The sequence below is a fragment of the Saccharothrix variisporea genome (assembly GCF_003634995.1).
Classification (GTDB): Bacteria; Actinomycetota; Actinomycetes; order Mycobacteriales; family Pseudonocardiaceae; genus Actinosynnema; species Actinosynnema variisporeum.
Window position 1 is genome coordinate 3477454 of record NZ_RBXR01000001.1, and the last position, 15786, is coordinate 3493239.

The window sequence follows — 15786 nt, forward strand, 5'->3', positions numbered from 1 at the left end:
GCAGCGTCCTCCTACTTCCCGCCGCCGGACGCCTCGCGGACGGTCCGGTCGGTGTCGAAGGGCTTGGTCGTGACCGCGTACGGCGTGCACAGCTCGCCGCAGCCCAGCTCGGTGAGCGCCTCGGCGGCGCTGTAGGGCTGGCCCGTCTTCGGGTTGTTCTTCTCGCGCAGCGACATGTAGCGGTCGAACAGGGCCGGCTCCAGGGCGCGGACCTCGAAGTTCATCACCGCGTGGTAGACGCCGCACAGTTCCGCGCAGCGGCCCACGAACGAACCCGGTCGGTCGATCTTGGTGATCTCGAACGAGCTGTCCTGGTTGTTCTTCTGCGGCTTCGGGAAGACGTCCCGCTTGAAGTGGAACTCCGGCACGAAGAACGAGTGGATGACGTCGGTGGACTCCAGGTTGAACCGGATGGACCGGTCCGCCGGCAGCACCAGCAGCGGGACCTCGCCGGACGAGCCCACGGTGCTCACCGGGGTGTCGTCGCGGTCGGTCTTGTACTCGGGGTAGCGGAACTCCCAGTTCCACTGGAACGCGATCACGTCGACCGTCACGTCCGGCTCGGCGGACTTCTTGGTGACGTAGTTCTGGGTCACCGCGGTGAAGTAGAACAGCACCGCGACGATCACCGTCGGCACGACGATGAGGACGAGCTCGAGCGGCAGGTTGTAGGCCACCTGACGGGGCAGTTCCTCGCTCTTCTTGCGGTGGAACGCGACCGACCAGAGGATCAGCCCCCAGACGATCACACCGACCGCGAGCGCGGCGATGACCGACCAGGTCCACAGCTCGCGCATCCGCTCGGCCTGCGGCGTCACGGCCACCGGCCAGCCGAAGCGCAGCACCTCATCCGTGGAGCAACCCGTGGCCCCGACGCCGACCAGGCCGACCAGCCCGACGACCTTGGCCAGCCGCGCTGCCCTGGTGCCCTCCTTCAGGCCCACTGCTCGCCGCCTCCTCGTTGAAAGCTTCACCGCCGCCAGGAGGCGGCATCAAGACACGGGCGGGGGCGCAATTACGCCCATCGCCGGATCATGCGGGAGCGTAGCTCAGCACGGTGGGTCCCACCCCTTGGGGGGAGCCTCCCGGTGGTGCAGTTTCGGTCACACAAAGGCACCCCGGCATACTGGGTGCTTCTCCACACCCCACGAAAGGTGCGACGGCGTGTGCGGCCTGCTTGGACTGGTTTGCCCCGGCGAGAACGAAGCGCAGCAGGCGCGCTCGGCAGTGGCGCACGCGATGCGCTGCCAGCGCCACCGCGGCCCTGACGAGACGGGCACCTGGCAGGGCGGCGAGGTCGTCTTCGGCTTCAACCGCCTCGCCATCATCGACATCGAGCGCTCCCACCAGCCCCTGCACTGGGGTCCGCCGGAGGCGCCCGGCCGGTACACCATCAACTTCAACGGCGAGATCTACAACTACCTGGAGCTGCGCGCCGAGCTGACCAAGGAGTTCGGCACGGCGTTCGCCACCGACGGCGACACGGAGACCATCGTCGCCGCGTACCACCACTGGGGTCCCGCCGCCGTGGCCAAGCTGCGCGGCATGTTCGCGTTCCTGATCTGGGACAACCACCGCAAGGTCGTCTTCGGCGCGCGCGACCCGTTCGGCATCAAGCCGCTGTACTACGCGACCGGCCCCGGCGGGACGGCGTTCTCCAGCGAGAAGAAGTCGCTGCTGGAGCTGACGGGGGCGTTGGGCATCCGGCCCGAGGTCGACCGCAAGGCCCTCCAGCACTACCTGATCCTGCAGTACGTGCCGGAGCCGGAGTCGCTGCACACCCAGATCCACCGCGTCGAGTCGGGCACGTCGTTCACGCTGACCCCGGGCGGCCGCCCGGTGGCCGAGCGGTACTTCCCGGCCACCTTCCGCCCGCGGGCCGTGCACGGCGACGCCGACGCCAACCGCCTGTACGACGAGATCACCGAGGCCCTGCGCGACTCGGTCGCCAAGCACATGCGCGCGGACGTGACGGTCGGCTCGTTCCTGTCCGGCGGCATCGACTCCACGGTCGTGGCGGCGCTGGCCAAGGAGCACAACCCGGACCTCATCACGTTCACCACCGGGTTCGAGCGGTCGGGGTACTCGGAGATCGACGTGGCGGCCGAGTCGGCGGCGGCGATCGGCGTGAAGCACGTGGTCAAGGCCGTGACGGCGCAGGAGATGATGGACGCCCTGCCGCTCATCACGTGGTACCTGGACGACCCGGTGGCCGACCCCGCCCTGGTCCCGCTGTGGTTCATCGCCCGCGAGGCCCGCGAGCACGTGAAGGTCGTGCTGTCGGGTGAGGGCGCGGACGAGCTGTTCGGCGGCTACACGATCTACCGCGAGCCGCTGTCGTTGGCCCCGTTCGAGAAGGTCCCGGGCGCGCTGCGCAAGGCCATGGGCAAGGTCTCGACCAAGATCCCGCAGGGCGTGCGCGGCAAGGACCTGCTGCGCCGGGGCGCCCTGACCCTGGAGGAGCGCTACTACGGCAACGCCCGCATCTTCCTGGACGACCAGCTCCGGCAGGTGCTGCGGTCCTACGACCCGAACGTGTCGCACCAGGACGTGACGGCCCAGCCGTACCGCGAGTCGCAGGGCTGGGACCCGGTGACCCGGATGCAGCACGTGGACCTGTTCACGTGGTTGCGCGGCGACATCCTGGTCAAGGCCGACAAGATGACGATGGCCAACTCGCTGGAGCTGCGGGTGCCGTTCCTGGACCCGGAGGTCTTCCGGATCGCCTCGCAGGTGCCGTCCGAGCTGAAGCTGACCAAGGAGACGACCAAGCACGCCCTGCGCCGGGCCATCCGCGACATCGTGCCCGCGCACGTGCTGAACCGGCGCAAGCTCGGCTTCCCGGTGCCCATCCGGCACTGGCTGAAGGACGAGATGCACGACTGGGCGGTGGACCACGTGCGCCAGTCGCAGACCGACCAGTACATCGACAAGGACGCGGTGCTGCGGGTCATCGAGGAGCACCGGTCCGGGGTGGCCGACAACAGCCGCCGGATCTGGGCGCTGCTGGTGTTCATGATCTGGCACGGCATCTTCATCGAGGGCCGCATCCGCCCGGTCGTGCCGGAGCCGCACTACCCGGTCAAGCTCTGACGCAAGCCGCGCCGCGCACCCCGGGGTCGTCCGGGGTGCGCGGCGCGGTGTCAGGCGTGGGCCGCTTGCTCGTGGTGGGCGGGCCGCTTCTCCGCCATGATGACCTCGACGTCCCCGACCAGCCGGGTCAGGTGCGTCCGCGTCCGCTCCAACCCGGCGATGCGCTCGTCCACCGAGGTCAGCTCCTCCCGCAGCATCTCCAGCAGCGGCACGCAGCCCGCCTCGTCGGCCGGCAGCTCGACCTCCTCCCCCAGTGCGTGGGCGAGCACCAGCCGGACCAGGCGGACGTTCAGCCCCGAGGAGATCAGGCACCGCACGTTGCGCACCCGCTCGACGTCCTCCTCGTCGTACACCCGGTACCGGGACTCGGTCCGCCGCGGCTTGAGCAGTCCGTGCTGGTCGTAGTACCGCAGCATGCGCACCGTCGTGCCGGTCTTCTCCGCCAGTTCGCCGATCAGCACCCGTATTCCCTCCCGGCGGCAAAAGAGCCGACCACCACACAAGCTTGACCCTGACGTCAGTGTCACACTTTACCGTCGTCCCCGTGATCGCTCTCGTCTTGATGCTGTGCGCGTTCGCGGTGGGTACCTCGGAGTTCATCGTCGTCGGTGTGCTCCCCGAGGTCGCCGCGGACTTGGGGGTCGCGCTGCCGACCGCGGGCCTGCTGGTCACCGCATACGCAGTGTCCGTCGCCGTCGGCGGACCGGTGTTGACCGTGCTGACCGGGCGGCTGCCGCGCCGGTCCCTCCTGATCGCCGTCATGGCGCTCGCGTTCCTGGCCTCCACGGCCTCGGCGCTGGCGCCCAACTACGAACTGCTCATGGCCGCGCGCATGGTCGCGGCCCTCTCGCAAGGCCTGTTCTTCGCCGTCGCCTCGCAGGTCGCGGTGGCGGCGGTGGCGCCGGAGAAGCAGACCGCCGCCATCGCGAAGATCGTCAACGGGGTGGCGCTGTCGACCATCCTGGGCATCCCGGTCGGCACGCTGGTCGGCCAGAACTACGGGTGGCGCGGGTCGTTCGCCGTGGTCGCCACGCTGACGCTCATCGGGTTGGTCGGCGTCGTCCTCGGCGCGCCGAAGGTGGCGCACGAGCCCGACGCCGGGTTCCGCGCCAACATGTTCGCGTTCAGCCGCCGGACGGTGCTGTTCGGCCTGCTCACGACGGTCCTCGCGTTCACCGGCATGATCACCGCCTTCACCTACGTGGCCCCGGCGCTGCGGGACGTGACCGGGTTCAGCCCGGCGTGGGTGACGGGGGTGCTGCTGGTCTACGGCCTGGGCACGATGGTCGGCAGCACGATCGCCGGCCGCGTCCAGCCCTCGGCCATCGCGAAGGTCCTGCCGATCCCGCTGGCGGCGCTGACCGTGCTGCTGGTGGTGCAGGGCTTCCTGCTGGAGACCAAGGTGACGGCCGTCGTGGGGGTGTTCGTGCTGGGCGCCAGCGCGTTCGCGGCCGGTCCGCTGCTGCACACGTTCCTGATGGGCCAGGCCGGGTCGGCCGCGGGCCTGGTGGCCTCGGTGAACATCTCCGCGTTCAACGTGGCCGCCGCGTTCGGCCCGATGATCGGCGGCGCGGTCATCAGCGGCGGGTTCGGGCTCCAGTGGATCGCGGCCGTGGGGGCGGTGCCGGCGGTGCTGGGCGTGCTGGTGGCGTTGTTCCTCGGCCGCCTGGTGCGCCGGGGCCACGACCACTCGCAGCCCCTGGAACCGGCCCTGGCCACGGCCTGACCACCCGACCGCGGGAGACCTACCGGGCGGCTACCGCCCGGTAGGTCTTCTGTCAACCGGATTCCCGGCATACGGTCCGGGACGTGAGGAACACCGAAGAAGCCGACACGCTGGCCGAGCTGATCGACGACTGCACCGAGGTGCCGGCCGAGCTGCGGCCCACGGACAAGGCCCTGCCCGAGCCGCGACTGGCGGCGAAGTGGCAGGTCAGCGACGCGAACGCGGCCCAGGTGGCGAACCTGGACGCCTACGTCTGAGGTCCCCGGACAACGGAAAAGGCCCCCGCCGCATGGCGAGGGCCTCTACTTCTTCCGTGTCGACTCAGTGGAACGAGTCGCCGCAGGCGCACGAACCGCCCGCGTTCGGGTTGTCGATCGTGAAGCCCTGCTTCTCGATCGTGTCCACGAAGTCGATCACCGCGCCCTCCACGTACGGGGCGGACATGCGGTCCACAGCGACCTTGAGGCCGTTGAAGTCGCGCAGGGCGTCGCCGTCCAGCGTGCGCTCGTCGAAGAACAGCTGGTAGCGCAGGCCGGCGCAGCCACCGGGCTGCACGGCGATGCGCAGGTGCATGTCGTCCCGGCCCTCCTGGTCGAGCAGCGCCTTCGCCTTGACAGCGGCGGCGTCGGTCAGCGTGACGCCGTGGGTGGGCGGTGCGTCAGGAGTCGAGGTGGCTGCATCCTGAGCGGTCGTCATGGCTCTCCCTCAGAGGTCCTTTGCGGGCATCTATTCCCAGCAAACACGGGCGGTACCCGCTTTGTTCCTGACACCCATGGTCGCACAACCCTCAGCGGGCCGGGTGTGACCACTGCCTCGCCACGTCGTGGGCCAACGCGGCCAGCGTGCCGGCCGGGTCGGCCATCGACTTCTCGACCGACCCGGCGTGGTCGGTGACCGAGTACGACTCCTGCACGCCGGCCGCCGCCGCCTCGCGCCGACCCACGCTGACCTGGCCCGCGAGCACCAGGCACGGGATGCCGCGCTCGGCCGCGCCGCCCGCGACGGCGGTGATGAGCTTCCCGCGCAGCGACTGCCAGTCGAAGCTGCCCTCGCCCGTGACGGCCAGGTCCGCGCCGTCCAGCGCCTCGTCCAACCGGGTGAGCCGGCGCACCAGCCCCGCACCCGACGTGACTTCGGCACCCAGCGCGAGCAGCGCCGCGCCGAGGCCGCCTGCGGCACCCGCACCGGGCAGGTCGCGGACCTCCGCGAGCTCGGCCATGCCCGCCAGCCGGGCCTCCAGCCGGGCCACGGCCTCGGGTGACGCGCCCTTCTGCGGGCCGAAGGTGTGCGCGGCGCCGTGCGGGCCGAGCAGCGGGTTCTCCACGTCCGAGGCGGCGACGAGCTTGGCGTTCGTCCTGGTCACGACCTCGCGGAGCCCTTCTCCACCGTCCGTGGTCGCCGACCCGCCCAAACCCACCACGATCGTGTGACAGGTCCGGTCGGCGGCGGCGACCAGCTCCCCCACGCCCCGGGTGGTGGCGGTCTCGGCCGTGGCCGGGCGCTCGTCCTTGGGGATGAGGTGCAGGCCGCACGCCTGGGCGGACTCCACGTAGGCGGTGCCGTCGTGCTCCAGCCACACGGCTCGCACGCGTTCGCCGCGGGGACCGGTCACGTCCAGGTCGTGCAGGGTGCCGCCGAGGGCGGCGTGCAGCACGTCCACGAACCCGGGTCCACCGTCGGCCAGGGGACGCAGCTGGAGCTCGTCGTCGGGGGCGGCACGGCGCCAGCCCTCCGCGACGGCCTCGGCGGCCTCCCGCGCGGTCAACGTCCCGCCGAAGCAGTCCGGCGCAATAACAACTCGCACCTCGCGAAGGGTACGGAACGGGGCATCTCCTACTCTTGGCGCGTGAGGTTCCTGCGCCGCAATGCCGACGAAGCCGCCACCACCGCCGAAGAGACCCCGGCGGAGGTGACGCCCGGCGACGCCTCGCGCACACCCGGCAAGGGCAGGCCCACCCCGAAGCGCCGCGAAGCCGAGGGCAAGCGCCGGGGCCCCGTGCCCCCGCCGCCGCGCACCCAGCGCGAGGCCCTCAAGCGGATGCGCGGCAACAAGGTGTCCAAGGAAGAACGCCGCGCCGCCGCCGTGGAGCGCCGCAAGCGCATGATGGCCGGCGAGGACAAGTACCTCCTGCCCCGCGACCGCGGCCCGGTGAAGGCCTACATCCGCGACGTGGTCGACTCCCGCCGCAACCTCATGGGCCTGTTCATGCCCCTGGCCATCCTGGTCTTCGTGGCCCTGCTCGTGCCCGCGCCGCAGGTGCAGCAGTACGCGACCCTGGTGACCACGTTCATGCTGCTGGCGATGGTCGTCGAGGGCTTCGTGCTGGGCCGGTACGTGACCAAGCGGGTGCGGGCGAAGTTCCCCCAGGACACCACCCGGGGCCTCTCCATCGGCTGGTACTCGTTCATCCGCGCCAGCCAGCTGCGCCGCCTCCGCGTGCCCAAGCCGCGGGTGTCTTACGGCGACAAGGTCTGAGTGTTACCCACGTGGATCCGCGAGGTCGGGCAGGAGCCGCTGCTGCTCGATCCCGGCGCGCCGCTCGCCGAGGCACGCGAGAACACCTGGTCGCTGTCGGTGTCGGCGGCCGAACGCCGGTCGCTGACGGTCCAGGAGGTCGTCACCGCGTTCGAGGACTGCGTCACCTCCCTGCGCCGGCGGGTGCGGGCTCTCGGCCACGGCGGGTCGGTGTCGTTCTACGTCTGGCACGACCAGCAGGCCGGCCAGTTGCGGTGCTCCACGACCACGTCGCCGCGTGACCGACTGCCCTTCGGCGCACGAGTGGACCTCGAGGCGTCCCTGGCCGCCATCGTGGAGGAGTTCCTGGCCGACCGGGGTGCCGAGGCGTCCGCGGACCCGGAGCCGGGTGACGCCGAGTTCGTGGTGCCGGTCTGGGTCGTCGAGGTGGGCGCACCGGTAGTTCATTAGCTTGCCGAACGACCCGGGTCTAGGGTGGGGCGCATGGAGTTCCGACGCCTCGGCCGCAGTGGCCTGAACATCAGCGAGATCTCTTACGGCAACTGGCTCACCCACGGTTCCCAGGTCGAGGAGGACCAGGCGACCGCGTGCGTCCACGCCGCGCTCGACGCCGGCATCACGACCTTCGACACCGCCGACGTCTACGCGAACACGAAGGCGGAGGAGGTGCTGGGCCGGGCGCTGAAGGGGCAGCGCCGCCAGTCGCTGGAGATCTTCACCAAGGTCTTCTGGCCGACCGGCCCCGGTGGCCCCAACGACAAGGGCCTGGGCCGCAAGCACATCATGGAGTCGATCGACGGCTCGCTCCAGCGCCTCCAGACCGACTACGTCGACCTCTACCAGGCGCACCGGTTCGACCGCACCACCCCGCTGGAAGAGACGATGCTGGCCTTCGCCGACATCGTCCGCCAGGGCAAGGCGCTCTACATCGGCGTCTCCGAGTGGAACGCCGACCAGATCGCGCAGGGCGCGGCGCTCGCCCGCGAGCTGAAGGTGCCGTTCATCTCCAACCAGCCGCAGTACTCGATGCTGTGGCGGGTCATCGAGTCGCAGGTCGTGCCGACCTCCGAGCGCGAGGGCATCAGCCAGATCGTCTGGTCCCCCATCGCGCAGGGCGTGCTGACCGGCAAGTACCTGCCCGGTCAGCCGGTGCCGGAGGGCTCGCGGGCCACCGACGAGACCGGCTCGAAGTTCATCCAGCGGTTCCTGCGCGACGACGTGCTGACCAAGGTCCAGCAGCTCAAGCCGCTGGCCGACGAGGCCGGTCTGTCGCTGGCCCAGCTCGCGGTCGCGTGGGTGCTGCAGAACCCGAACGTGGCCAGCGCGATCATCGGCGCGTCCCGGCCCGAGCAGGTGCACGAGAACGTCAAGGCCGCCGGCGTGGTCCTGGAGGACGAGCTGCTGAAGAAGATCGACGAGGTGCTGGGCGACTCGGTCGAGACCGACCCCCGCCTGACCGTCACCCCGTGATCCACCGCGGTGGAGCCCCGTCCGGCGGCCGGGCGGGGCTCCACCGCGTTCGAACCGGGGCTGCTACTCCGCCGGCGCGAGGGACATCGGGCCGTACACCTCGGACTCGGCGCGCAGCAGGGTCACCTGGGCGACGCCCGCGTCCCGCAGCTCCGGCCACCGCGCGCTGAACCAGTCCTCGGCGTCGGTCTGGTCGGCGAACAGCTCCGGCGGGCCGTCGATCTCGCGGCCCTGCTCGTCCTGGTAGCGCCACCGGTACTCCACGTCCGGCTCCTCCCGATGTCCGCCGGGTAACGTTCGCCAGGCTATGTCCAAACAGACCGGATGGGGTGGGGTGTGACGAGTCGGACACTCGTCCTGGGCGGGGCGCGGTCGGGGAAGTCCGCGCACGCGGAAGGGCTGCTCACCGACGACGTCGTCACGTACGTCGCCACCGCGCGGCGCTACCCGGACGACGCGGACTGGGAGCTGCGCATCGCCGGGCACGTGGCCCGCCGCCCGAAGACGTGGCACACCGTCGAGGCCCCCGCCCCGAACGACCTCACCGCCCTGCTCACCGCCACCGAGCCCAGCGACCCGCCGATCCTGGTCGACGACCTGGCCACGTGGCTCGCGGGCGCGCTGGACGACGCGGGCGCGTGGGAGGGGCACGGCATCGGCGAGGTGGAGCGCGAGTGCGCCGCCCTGGTGCACGCGGTCGCCCACACGCGGACGCGGCTGGTGCTGGTGTCCGCCGAGGTCGGCCTCGGCGTCGTGCCGAGCACCCACTCTGGCAGGCTCTTCCGCGATCACCTCGGCTCGCTCAACGCGCGGCTGGCCGAGGTCTGCGACGAGGTCTTGCTGGTCGTCGCGGGAATCCCACTGCGACTGCGCGAAGCCGGAGGTAGTCGGTGACCATCGAGTTCCCGCCCGTCGAGCCGCCGAGCGAGGACGTCCGCCGCCAGGCCGTCGCCCGGCACGCCGTGCTCACCAAGCCCGCGGGGTCGTTGGGCAAGCTGGAGGAGCTGGGCGTCTGGGTGTCCGCGTGCCAGGGCGTGTGCCCGCCGCGGCCGTTCACCCGGCCGCGGGTGGTCGTGTTCGCCGGCGACCACGGGGTGGCGCGGCACGGGGTCTCCGCGTACCCCAGCGAGGTCACCGGCCAGATGGTGGCGAACTTCCTCGACGGCGGCGCGGCGGTGAACGTGCTGGCCACGGTCGCCGGGGCCACCGTGCGGGTGGTGGACGTGGCGGTGGACTCCGACACGGCCATCGGCGACGCCAAGATCCGCCGCGGTTCCGGCTCGATCGACCGCGAGGACGCGCTGACGCTGGAGGAAGCCGAGCAGGCGGTCGAACTGGGCCGCCGCCTGGCCGACGACGAGGTCGACGGCGGCGCGGACCTGCTCATCGCCGGCGACATGGGCATCGGCAACACCACCCCGGCGGCCGTGCTGATCGCGGCCCTGACCGGTTCCGAGCCGGTGGCCGTGGTAGGCCGCGGCACCGGCATCGACGACCGGGGCTGGATGCGCAAGACCGCCGCCATCCGCGACGCCCTGCGCCGGGCCCGCCCGGTGCTCAGCGACCCCGTGCGGCTGCTGGCCACGGCGTCCGGCGCGGACATCGCGGCGATGGCAGGTTTCCTCGCACAAGCCGCGGTGCGCAAGACGCCCGTGATCCTCGACGGTGTCGTGGTCGGCGCGGCGGCGATGATGGCCGAAGAACTGGCGCCAGGCGCCCGCGAGTGGTGGGTGGCCGGACACCGCTCGGTGGAGCCCGCGCACTCGATCGCACTCAACCACCTGAGCCTGGAACCGTTGCTGGACTTCGAAATGCGCCTCGGCGAGGGCTCGGGCGCGGTGGCCGCGCTGCCGCTGGTGGCGATGGCGACGAAGGTCCTGGCGGAGATGGCGACCTTCGAGGGCGCGGGCGTCTCCGGACCGGCCTGATGCTGCTGGCGTTGTCGTGGTTGACCGTCCTGCCCGTGCGTGTGTCCACTGTGGACCGTCGTGCGGCGGGACGGGCGATCACGTGGGCCCCGGTGGTCGGCGCTCTGCTCGGTGTGGTGGCGGCGGGCGTGGTCGCGGGGCTGTCGGCGTTGGGCGCGCCGCCGTTGCTGACCGGGTTCCTGGTCGTCGGCGGGTTGGCGTTGGCCACGCGCGGGATGCACTTGGACGGGTTGGCCGACACCGCCGACGGCCTCGGGTGCTACGGACCGCCGGAGCGGGCGCTGGCCGTGATGAAGGACGGCGGGGCCGGGCCGTTCGCGGTGGTGACGCTGATCGTGGTACTGGGGGCGCAGGCGGTCACGCTGCAGTCGGTGCCGTTCGGGGCTGTCGTACTGGCTTTGGCGACCGGGCGAGCGGCTTTCGTGCTGTGCTGCGCGCGGGGCGTGACAGCGGCCAGGCCAGAAGGGCTGGGGGCGTTGGTCGCCGGGACTCAGCCGGTGTGGATCGTGGCGGCTTGGTGGGTCGCGTTGGCCGTGGCGGGGTACTTCGTGGCCCCCATCCACGGGCCGGCCGCCGTAGTGCTGGCTTTGGCGCTGGTGGCACTGCTCGTCAGGCACACGCGCAAGCGGTTCGGCGGGGTCACCGGCGACGTGCTCGGCGCGGCCTGCGAGACGGCAACCGTCGCGGTGCTCACCATCTGCGCCTTGGCACCCTAGGAACCGCAGACACACAGACACGCTTTGACGCGCGAAGCGCGGCTTTTGTGTGTGGTGGTCTCAACCACAGGTGGAGGGCCTCGGTTCCCCCGCCGTATGGCCTGTCCGAAGGGCTACCACAGATTTGCCGGGGTGCAGCCGTGAGGTGCCTGAAGGATCTCGGACAGTGACCCAAAGTAGAATGGGGTGACTGAACGGAGTGGTTGTGGCACACAAGAAGTCGCGGCGTCACAGTGCCGAGTTTCGTGAGGCGGCGGCCCGGGAAGTGGTCGACAGGTCCCGGCCGGTCGACGACGTGGCACGTGACTGCGGGGTTACCGGGCAGACGATCCGGAACTGGGTCAGGGAGTTCCGGGCCGGGCACGACACCACCGGTCCGGAATTGAGCGGGGACGAGCGGGCGCGGCTGAAGGAGTTGGAGCGGCGGGTGCGCGAGTTGGAGGAGGAGAACCGGTTCCTGGGAAAATCGGTGGCCTTCTTCGCGAAGAAGCACCAGTGACCGCGAAGTACGCGTTCATCGCTTCCGAAGAAGGCAACCACTCCGTCGCGTCCATGTGCCGGTGGTCGAAGGTGTCACGGTCGGGCTACTACGCCTGGCGCGACCGGGAACCCTCGGCCACCGCCCGCCGCCGCGAGGCCCTGAGGGCCGGGATCCGGTCCTGTTTCGAGTACTCCGACGGCACCTACGGGTACCGGCGTGTCCATGCCGAGCTGGCCCGCCGGGGCACGGTCGCCGACCCCGGGACGGTCCGCACGATCATGCGCGGGCTGGGCCTGGTGGCCTGCCAGCCGCGGCCGTGGCGGCCGGTGACCACGGTCGCCGGCGACACCGCCGCCCTGCCCGACCTGGTCCGCCGCGACTTCACCGCCGACGCCCCGGCGGCGAAACTGGTCGGCGACATCACCTACATCCGCACCTGGGAAGGATGGCTGTACCTGGCCACCGTGCTGGACTGCCACTCGAAGAAGGTCGTCGGCTACGCGATGGCCGACCACCTGCGCACCGAACTGGTGACCGACGCCCTGCGCATGGCCGCCCGCAACCTCCCGTTCCGACGCGGCGAGACGATATTCCACAGCGACCGCGGCACGCAGTACCTGTCCGCGGAGTTCGCCGCCCTCGCCGACGAACTCGGCGTCCGCCGCTCCGTGGGCCGCACCGGGAACTGCTACGACAACGCCTGGGCCGAATCGTTCAACGGCACCCTGAAGAACGAACGCGTCAACCGCACCGAATACCCCACCCGCGAACACGCACGCAAAGACGTCACCGCCTACATCGAACTACGCAACAACCAGATCAGACTCCACTCCGGAATTGCCTACCGCACACCGAACGAGGTAGAGTCCGCCTGGTTCTCGCGCAACCAGGCGGCCTGAAAACCAAAGAGACGCCTGTCCGAGATTCTTCTAGCCCCTCAGCCGAAAGTTTTTGCGAGGAACGAGCAAAAAGTTTTAGTGGCACCCCGGGAAATCTGTGGTTGGCTCCGCCAGGCCATACGGCGGGGGAACCGACGCCCTTCACCCCCCGCTGGCGGCCTGCCGCGCGGCGAGCGCCGCTTTTCATTTTTCGAGCGCTTCGCGCGTCCCAAGCGCGAAGCGCGTTCGGCTTGAGAGCGGAGCGTTCCGGTTCAAAGATTAAAAGAGCCTCGCCGGCGGGCAGGCCACCAAAGATGACTCAACTGCAACGGCGGGGGCTTCTTGCTTTTGTCATCTCCGTATGGCCTGGCGGAGCCTACCACATTTTCCAGGGGTTGCCGCTAAAACTTTTGCTCGTTCCTCGCAAAACTTTCGGCTGCAACCCCTGGAAAATGTGGTAGCCCTTCGGGCAGGCCATACGGAGATGACAAAAGCAAGAAGCCCAAGTTGAGTTGTGTCCTCACCGGAGGACTGCCACTCGGCAAGGCGGACTGCCGCTCGGCGAGGCGGACTGGCTGCTCGGCGAGGCGGACTGTTGCTTGCCGGCTTCGTCGGAAGACCCGCGCTGTGTTCGGCAGCGCGGGTCCTCTGGCTTGTCAGGCGAGCTTGGTCATCCAGCCGTGTGGGTCTTCGACGGTGCCCTGTTGGATGCCGGTCAGCCGTTCGCGCAGCTTCATGGTCACCTCGCCTGTCGCGCCGCCGGAGATGCTGAAGTCGCCGCCGGCGTGCTTCACGTGGCCGACCGGGGTGATCACCGCCGCCGTGCCGCAGGCGAAGACCTCGGTCAACTCGCCGGATTCGGCCTTCTTCTCCCACTCCTCGGTGGAGAAACGGCGTTCCTCGACCGCGTGGCCCAGGTCGGAGGCCAGGCGCAGCAGGGAGTCGCGGGTGATGCCGGGCAGCAGGGCGCCGGACAGTTCGGGGGTGACGAGGCGGGCGTCCGCGCCGGAGCCGAGGACGAAGAACAGGTTCATCCCGCCCATCTCCTCCACCCAGCGGCGCTCCACGGCGTCCAGCCACACGACCTGGTCGCAACCCTGCTCGGCGGCCTGGGCCTGGGCGACCAGCGACGCCGCGTAGTTGCCGGCGAACTTGGCCGCGCCGGTGCCGCCGGGGGCCGCGCGGACGTACTCGGTGGACAGCCAGACCGTCACCGGCTTGAGGCCGCCGGCGAAGTAGGAGCCTGCGGGAGACGCAATGAGCACGTATAGGTACTCGCCGGCGGGCCGCACGCCCAGGCCCTTCTCGGTGGAGATCATGTACGGCCGGAGGTACAGCGACTCCTCGGCGACCGAGGGCACCCACCGGGCGTCCACGGCGATCAGTTCCTTGATCGACTCCAGGAACAGCTCGTCGGGCAGTTCGGGCATGGCGATGCGGCGGGCCGACGCGCGGAAGCGCTCGGCGTTCGCCTCGGGGCGGAAGGACGCGATCGAGCCGTCGGGCCGGCGGTACGCCTTGAGCCCTTCGAAGATCGCCTGGCCGTAGTGCAGCACCATTGCCGCCGGGTCCAGTTCCAGCGAGTGGTAGGGCTCGACAGCGGCGTCGTGCCAGCCCTGGTCGCGGTTCCAGCGGATCGTCACCATGTGGTCGGTGAAGTGCTGCCCGAAGCCCGGCTTGGCGAGTACCTCCGCGACCCGCTCCGGGGTCGCCGGCGTCGGGTTGGGGGTCCGGGTGAAAGGCAACGCGGTCGTCATGTCAGCACAGTAGCCGCTGGTGGGACATCGGAAAATCGCTGTCCCGACGCTCGGACGTCCGATTACCCGACCGGCTGGCGGAGACGTCCCAGCGCGAGCAGCCCGGTACCCACCGCGATGCCCACGGCGGTGATCACCAGGGCCTCGGCGGGCGCGCTCATGGCGAGCAGGACGGACATGCCGAGGCCGAGGCAGGCGGTGCGCATGGGCCACGTGCGGTCCTCGTGGAGCAGGACGCGCGCGCCCGCGTTCGTGAAGCCGTAGTAGAAGGCGGTGCCGCACGCGCCCACGGCCAGTGCGGTGGTGGGTGGGAGGAACAAGAAGGCGGCGACGGCCAGGGCGGTGCCCACCGCGTCGAGTGCCCACGGAGCCCGGACCTTGGGCAGGTCACCGGTTTCGGTGAGGCCGACCAGGGTGCGCCGGGTGCTGCCCAGCACGAACGACAGCGAGGCGACGGCCGCGACCGCCACCCCGATCGCCAGCACGGGCAGCAGCGCCTCCCCGTCCGCGGCGACCAGGGCGTCGCGCAGAGGGGCGGGTGAGAGCGCGAGTCGGGCGCTGCCCAACTGCCGGAGGACGGCGACACCCACGAGTGCCGTGAGCACCAGCACTCCCCCGATGAGCACCGGGATGACCACGTGCAGGGTCTTGGCGGTGTAGGTCTTCTCGTCCGGGTGAGGCGCGGTCACCCGTTCGAAGCCGGTGAAGGCGATGAACAGCAGGGAGGCCGCGCCCATGATCCCGTCGAACCCGGCTCCGTCGACGGGGGCGGCGACGTTCTCCGGTGGGGCGACGGAGAAGCCGACCAGGGTGACGAGGGCGAGCACGCCCACGACGACGGCGGCCACGACCCAGCCGACCCGCCCGCGGACGTGTCGCGAGAGGACGGCCGTGCCGAGGAGCAGGGCCAGGCCGGCGAGCCCGCGGTCGGTCGGGAACACGTATGCCCCGAAAGTGCCGGCGAGGGCCGCCGCCACGCCCGCTCTCCCGATCAGGTGAGCGCCGGCCCCGATGCGGGCGGGCCACGGGCCGAGCTGGTTGCGGATGTAGGCGTAGCCGCCGGGTGCGTCCGGGTAGGCCCGGTGCTGGTCGGCGGTGGAGAAGGCGCAGCACAACGCGGTGAGCGCGGCGAGCGGCAGCGCGACGAGGAACCAGGGGCCGGCGAGGGCCGCGGCCGGGGCGAGTCCGGTGAGGACTCCGACGCCCAGGGTCGCGCCCAGCGCGAGCACCACGGCCCCGGCACGGGGCGTGACTGTCACCG

17 protein-coding genes are annotated in these 15786 nt (G+C 70.7%); 10 read left to right on the forward strand and 7 right to left on the reverse strand.

Annotation, left to right across the window (positions count from 1 at the left end):
• Positions 1 to 11: 11 nt before the first annotated feature.
• Positions 12 to 944, reverse strand: coding sequence for an aa3-type cytochrome oxidase subunit II (ctaC, locus tag DFJ66_RS15325; protein WP_121221936.1), 933 nt, complete (start codon positions 942 to 944; stop codon positions 12 to 14).
• A gap of 220 nt (positions 945 to 1164) precedes the next feature.
• On the opposite strand from ctaC, the gene asnB reads away from it, so the two are divergent.
• Positions 1165 to 3093, forward strand: coding sequence for an asparagine synthase (glutamine-hydrolyzing) (asnB, locus tag DFJ66_RS15330; RefSeq protein ID WP_121221939.1), 1929 nt, complete (start codon positions 1165 to 1167; stop codon positions 3091 to 3093).
• Positions 3094 to 3143: 50 nt separating this feature from the next.
• On the opposite strand, the gene DFJ66_RS15335 is transcribed toward asnB, so the two are convergent.
• On the reverse strand, positions 3144 to 3554 hold the full coding sequence (locus DFJ66_RS15335) for a MerR family transcriptional regulator (RefSeq protein WP_121221941.1): 411 nt from the start codon (positions 3552 to 3554) through the stop codon (positions 3144 to 3146).
• 83 nt (positions 3555 to 3637) lie between these two features.
• On the opposite strand from DFJ66_RS15335, the gene DFJ66_RS15340 reads away from it, so the two are divergent.
• Positions 3638 to 4819: an MFS transporter gene (locus DFJ66_RS15340; RefSeq protein ID WP_246029767.1), complete on the forward strand. Its 1182-nt coding sequence runs from the start codon at positions 3638 to 3640 to the stop codon at positions 4817 to 4819.
• Positions 4820 to 4902: 83 nt separating this feature from the next.
• On the forward strand, positions 4903 to 5076 hold the full coding sequence (locus tag DFJ66_RS42750) for a hypothetical protein (protein WP_170199419.1): 174 nt from the start codon (positions 4903 to 4905) through the stop codon (positions 5074 to 5076).
• A 64-nt stretch (positions 5077 to 5140) separates the two neighbouring features.
• On the opposite strand, the gene DFJ66_RS15345 is transcribed toward DFJ66_RS42750, so the two are convergent.
• Together DFJ66_RS15345 and DFJ66_RS15350 are read right to left on the reverse strand one after the other, a co-directional pair.
• On the reverse strand, positions 5141 to 5515 hold the full coding sequence (locus DFJ66_RS15345) for a HesB/IscA family protein (protein WP_121221943.1): 375 nt from the start codon (positions 5513 to 5515) through the stop codon (positions 5141 to 5143).
• Positions 5516 to 5606: 91 nt separating this feature from the next.
• Positions 5607 to 6623, reverse strand: a complete 1017-nt coding sequence (locus tag DFJ66_RS15350; RefSeq protein ID WP_121221946.1) for a glycerate kinase family protein — start codon at positions 6621 to 6623, stop codon at positions 5607 to 5609.
• Positions 6624 to 6665: 42 nt separating this feature from the next.
• On the opposite strand from DFJ66_RS15350, the gene DFJ66_RS15355 reads away from it, so the two are divergent.
• Genes DFJ66_RS15355 through DFJ66_RS15365 form a run of 3 tightly spaced genes read left to right on the forward strand, consistent with a single transcriptional unit; the run spans position 6666 to position 8765 of the window.
• Positions 6666 to 7295 (forward strand): DUF3043 domain-containing protein, encoded by a 630-nt coding sequence (locus DFJ66_RS15355; RefSeq protein WP_121221948.1) that lies wholly within the window; start codon positions 6666 to 6668, stop codon positions 7293 to 7295.
• Complete coding sequence (locus tag DFJ66_RS15360) at positions 7296 to 7745, forward strand: hypothetical protein (RefSeq protein ID WP_121221950.1); 450 nt, start codon at positions 7296 to 7298, stop codon at positions 7743 to 7745.
• Positions 7746 to 7778: 33 nt separating this feature from the next.
• The gene (locus tag DFJ66_RS15365) at positions 7779 to 8765 is read left to right on the forward strand and encodes an aldo/keto reductase family protein (protein WP_121221952.1); all 987 of its coding nucleotides are present in this window, start codon (positions 7779 to 7781) and stop codon (positions 8763 to 8765) included.
• 63 nt (positions 8766 to 8828) lie between these two features.
• On the opposite strand, the gene DFJ66_RS15370 is transcribed toward DFJ66_RS15365, so the two are convergent.
• Positions 8829 to 9029: a hypothetical protein gene (locus tag DFJ66_RS15370; RefSeq protein WP_121221954.1), complete on the reverse strand. Its 201-nt coding sequence runs from the start codon at positions 9027 to 9029 to the stop codon at positions 8829 to 8831.
• Positions 9030 to 9101: 72 nt separating this feature from the next.
• Here DFJ66_RS15370 and cobU point away from each other — a divergent pair, with 72 nt between their 5' ends.
• The 4 genes from cobU (at position 9102) to DFJ66_RS15390 (ending at position 12789) form a co-directional block, all read left to right on the forward strand.
• Positions 9102 to 9659 (forward strand): bifunctional adenosylcobinamide kinase/adenosylcobinamide-phosphate guanylyltransferase, encoded by a 558-nt coding sequence (cobU, locus tag DFJ66_RS15375; protein WP_121231215.1) that lies wholly within the window; start codon positions 9102 to 9104, stop codon positions 9657 to 9659.
• A complete protein-coding gene (gene cobT / locus DFJ66_RS15380; RefSeq protein WP_121221956.1) occupies positions 9656 to 10693 on the forward strand; it encodes a nicotinate-nucleotide--dimethylbenzimidazole phosphoribosyltransferase in 1038 nt (345 codons plus the stop codon). The genes cobU and cobT overlap by 4 nt, the downstream gene beginning before the upstream one ends.
• Positions 10693 to 11409, forward strand: coding sequence for an adenosylcobinamide-GDP ribazoletransferase (locus tag DFJ66_RS15385; protein WP_121221958.1), 717 nt, complete (start codon positions 10693 to 10695; stop codon positions 11407 to 11409). Before cobT ends, DFJ66_RS15385 begins: the two co-directional genes overlap by 1 nt.
• Positions 11410 to 11614: 205 nt before the next feature.
• Positions 11615 to 12789 (forward strand): IS3 family transposase gene (locus tag DFJ66_RS15390; protein ID WP_121221960.1). Its coding sequence is split into 2 segments (ribosomal slippage): positions 11615 to 11870 and positions 11870 to 12789, totalling 1176 coding nucleotides; the frame shifts between segments, so codons are not numbered across the junction.
• 635 nt (positions 12790 to 13424) lie between these two features.
• Here DFJ66_RS15390 and DFJ66_RS15395 read toward each other — a convergent pair.
• Positions 13425 to 14525: a branched-chain amino acid aminotransferase gene (locus DFJ66_RS15395; protein WP_121221963.1), complete on the reverse strand. Its 1101-nt coding sequence runs from the start codon at positions 14523 to 14525 to the stop codon at positions 13425 to 13427.
• Between the two features lie 62 nt (positions 14526 to 14587).
• Complete coding sequence (locus DFJ66_RS15400; RefSeq protein ID WP_147459276.1) at positions 14588 to 15784, reverse strand: APC family permease; 1197 nt, start codon at positions 15782 to 15784, stop codon at positions 14588 to 14590.
• Positions 15785 to 15786 lie beyond the last annotated feature (2 nt).